Origin of the sequence: Paracoccus sp. (in: a-proteobacteria) (assembly GCF_030536915.1) — a bacterium.
Classification (GTDB): Bacteria; Pseudomonadota; Alphaproteobacteria; order Rhodobacterales; family Rhodobacteraceae; genus Paracoccus.
Window position 1 is genome coordinate 1 of record NZ_JAUNPC010000156.1, and the last position, 3,441, is coordinate 3,441.

A 3,441-nucleotide genomic window follows, 5' to 3' on the forward strand; every position below is an offset into this window, starting at 1 on the left:
GCCGATTGCGTCGGCGCCATGCAGGCCGTCAGCCCCGTCGAGGTCACGGTGAAATGCCGCATCGGCGTGGATGAGCAGGAGCCTGCCGAGGTGCTGCCCGCCTTCCTGGAAACGCTTGCCGCGACGGGTGTGCGCCGCGTCACCATCCATGCCCGCAAGGCCTGGCTGCAGGGGCTCAGCCCGCGCGAGAACCGCGAGATTCCGCCCCTCGACTATCCGCTGGTCCATGCGATGAAGGCGGCGTTCCCGTCGCTGCACCTGTCGGTCAACGGCGGCATCGGCTCGCTGCAGGCGGCAGAGGCGCATCTTGGGGCGATGGACGGCGTCATGATCGGCCGTGCGGCGTATCATGAGCCGTGGAACATCCTCGGGGCGGCGGACCGGCTGTGGGGGGACGAGCCGCCCCTTGCCGGACCGGCCGACGCTGCGCTGGCCATGCGCGAGGTGATCGCACGGCACATCGGCGCGGGCGGGCGGATGCACCAGATCACCCGGCACATGCTGGGGCTGTTTCACGGTCGCCCCGGCGCAAGGGCATGGAAGCGCATCCTGTCCGAGCGCGGCGCAAGCGGAACGCTTGGCGACTACGATGCCGCGCTGGCCGCGGTCAGCGGCTAGTCAGGCGCTGCGGCTTGTGGCCTGCGGGTCGACGCCGATGACGAGGCTGCCGCGATAGCCGTCGCCCGCCGCCTCCATCCCGGCGAAGGCGCCGGGGCCCGCGCGCCGCGCGATCCCGTCGTTCCCGTTGAAGGTGTCGCGTTCCGCCCGCCGCCCGGCATAGGGCTGCATCTGGTCATAGATCCGCTGGGACAACGCGTCGGGGAAGAAGATCTGGCCGGTCAGCACGTTGGTGTCATCAAGATACACCTTGTGGTGGATATGGGTGGTGCGGCCCCGGTACCAGCCCGGATAGATCGTCCTGAAGATGACGACCCCGCGCTCGTCCGCCATCTGGGTGCCGCGCAGGAAGGTCTCCCCCGCGGTATCCTGTCCGGCGACGTTGGAATAGACGCCGAGTGCGTCGCAATGCCAGATGTCCACGCGTGCCCCTCGGATGGGGCGGCAGGAGGCGTCCACGATCTGGATCGCCATTTCCAGCGGCAGGCCGGACCTGCCTTCGGTCACGTCGGCGCGGACCATCCCGCGGTCAAGGTAGAACGGCCCTTCCGTCACATCGACGCCAAGCAGGCAGACATTGGTCGAGATGAGGCCCGCCGAGGCGGCCTCGTTCCCCTGTGCCATAGTCGGACGGGCACCCAGCATCGCGGCGGGCGCGGCCGCAAGCGCGGCAAGCAGGGCGCGACGGGTCGGGTCATGCGGGGTCATGGGACTGCCTCTGCTGTTGGCCCGCAACGGCGGGCGGCAGGTTCAGGACGGCAGCCGGAGAGCCTCGAGTCAAGCCACATCCCGCACGGTTGCGGTCTTCGCTCAGGTCTTCTCGGCCGCCTTTGCCACGTTCCACAGCGCGTCCATCTCGTCCAGCGTCGAGTCCTCGGGGCGGCGGCCCTGCGCGGCCAGCGCGGATTCGATCGACCGGAAGCGGCGGGTGAACTTGGTGTTCGCGCCCCGCAGCGCCTCCTCGGGGTCGATCTTCAAGTGGCGGGCAAGGTTCGCCATCACGAACAGCAGGTCGCCGAATTCCTCGGCCAGATGCGCGGGGTCGGCGCTTTCGCGGGCGGCGACCAGTTCGGCGGTTTCCTCGCGCAGCTTGTCCAGCACCTGGTCCGTCGCAGGCCAGTCAAAGCCGACGCGGGCCGCGCGGTTCTGCAGCTTGACCGCCCGGGTCAGCGCCGGCAGCCCCAGCGCCACGCCGTCCAGCGTGCCGCGTTCGGCCTTGGCGGCGCGTTCCTGCGCCTTGATCGCCTCCCAGTCCTGCACCTGCTGCTCGGCGGACTTGTCGCGGGATTCGTCGCCGAAGACATGGGGGTGCCGCGCCACGAGCTTGTCCGAGATTGCGCGGGCCACGGCCGCGAAGTCGAACATCCCCTTTTCCGAAGCCATCTGGGCGTGGAACACCACCTGCAGCAGCAGGTCGCCCAGCTCGCCCGGCAGTTCGTCCCAGGCCTGCCGCGCGATGGCGTCGGCGACCTCATGCGCCTCCTCGATGGTGTAGGGGGCGATGGTGGCGAAGTCCTGCTCGATGTCCCAAGGGCAGCCGGTCTGCGGATCGCGCAGCGCGGCCATGATCCCGATCAGGCGCCGGGTTTCGTCGGATGCGTCGGACATGGGTGATTGCCCCGTTCGAATGGACTGCCGCCCACAGACACGAGCGGTGCGGAAGAGTCCATCATCCGCCCCCGCAGTCGTGACCCGGTCATGGCGGCTGTTTCTGGACAAGGGCTGCTTGCGCGACTAGGTTCCGCGCCAATCCGCCGCCCGGCGCCTTTCGGCCCGGCGCTTCCAGACCCTTCGACAAGGATCGCCCATGTTCGTCTCCCCTGCCTTTGCCCAGGCCGCGGCACCTGCCGCCGGCGGCGGCGCAGCCTTCGCCCAGTTCATCCCGCTGATCCTGGTCTTCCTGATCATGTATTTCCTGATCATGCGGCCGCAGCAGAAGAAGATGAAGCTGCATCGCCAGATGATCGAGGCGCTGAAGAAGGGCGACACCGTCATCACCCAGGGCGGCATCATCGGCAAGGTCGTGTCCGTGCGCGACGACGAGGTCGAGGTCGAGATCGCCACCGGCGTCCGCATCCGCGTCGTCCGCCCCACCATCGCGCAGGTGGTCAACCGCACCGCCCCCGCCGCCGCGAACGCGTAAGGCGCGGCCGCCATGCTGCAGATCCCGACCTGGAAGCGCATCCTGATCCTCGCCGTCGTGGGTTTCGGGCTGCTCTATGCGATGCCCAACCTGTTCTACGGGCGGGTCGAGGCGCATAACGACGCCATCGTCGAGGCCGGACGGGCCGGGTTCGAAACGCCCGAGCAGGCAGCCGCGCGGTCGCTGTGGCCGGACTGGCTGCCCTCGACGCTGGTGAACCTCGGGCTTGACCTGCGGGGCGGCGCGCATCTTCTGGGCGAGATCAATGTCGACGAGGTCTACCAGTCGCGCATGACCGCGCTGTGGCCGGAACTGCGCGATGCGCTGGCGGCCGAGCGCGACGTGCTGGGCGGCGTCCGCCGGGTTCCGGGACCTCCCGACCAGTTGCATGTCGAGATCGGCAATCCCGACCAGATGTCCCGCGCGGTGCAGATCGCGCGGACCTTCGCCGCGCCCGTGGTGTCGCTGACGGGGGCAGGGGCCTCGACCCTCGATGTCACGGCAAGCGGACCCACCCTGATCGTGCAGCTTTCGGCGGCTGAAAAGGCTGCGACCGACGACCGCACCATCCAGCAATCGCTGGAGATCGTGCGCCGCCGCGTGGACGAGGTCGGCACCCGCGAGCCCACCATCCAGCGCCAGGGCCAGGACCGCATCCTGATCCAGGTGCCCGGCATCGG

The 3,441-nt window shown here is 69.3% G+C and carries 4 protein-coding genes and 1 pseudogene; 3 read left to right on the forward strand and 2 right to left on the reverse strand.

Annotated elements, in window-relative coordinates:
• A partial coding sequence (locus tag Q4F04_RS15040; protein ID WP_303370606.1) for a tRNA-dihydrouridine synthase occupies positions 1 to 618 on the forward strand: 618 nt, incomplete at its 5' end.
• Here Q4F04_RS15040 and Q4F04_RS15045 read toward each other — a convergent pair.
• On the reverse strand, positions 619 to 1,326 hold the full coding sequence (locus Q4F04_RS15045; protein WP_303370607.1) for an intradiol ring-cleavage dioxygenase: 708 nt from the start codon (positions 1,324 to 1,326) through the stop codon (positions 619 to 621). It lies immediately after the preceding gene.
• A 102-nt stretch (positions 1,327 to 1,428) separates the two neighbouring features.
• Entirely contained in the window at positions 1,429 to 2,226 is a 798-nt protein-coding gene (gene mazG, locus Q4F04_RS15050) for a nucleoside triphosphate pyrophosphohydrolase (RefSeq protein WP_303370608.1), read from the reverse strand.
• 199 nt (positions 2,227 to 2,425) lie between these two features.
• On the opposite strand from mazG, the gene yajC reads away from it, so the two are divergent.
• On the forward strand, positions 2,426 to 2,761 hold the full coding sequence (yajC, locus tag Q4F04_RS15055; protein ID WP_303370609.1) for a preprotein translocase subunit YajC: 336 nt from the start codon (positions 2,426 to 2,428) through the stop codon (positions 2,759 to 2,761).
• A 12-nt stretch (positions 2,762 to 2,773) separates the two neighbouring features.
• Positions 2,774 to 3,441 (forward strand): annotated as a pseudogene (locus Q4F04_RS15060) (protein translocase subunit SecD); the annotation flags it as partial.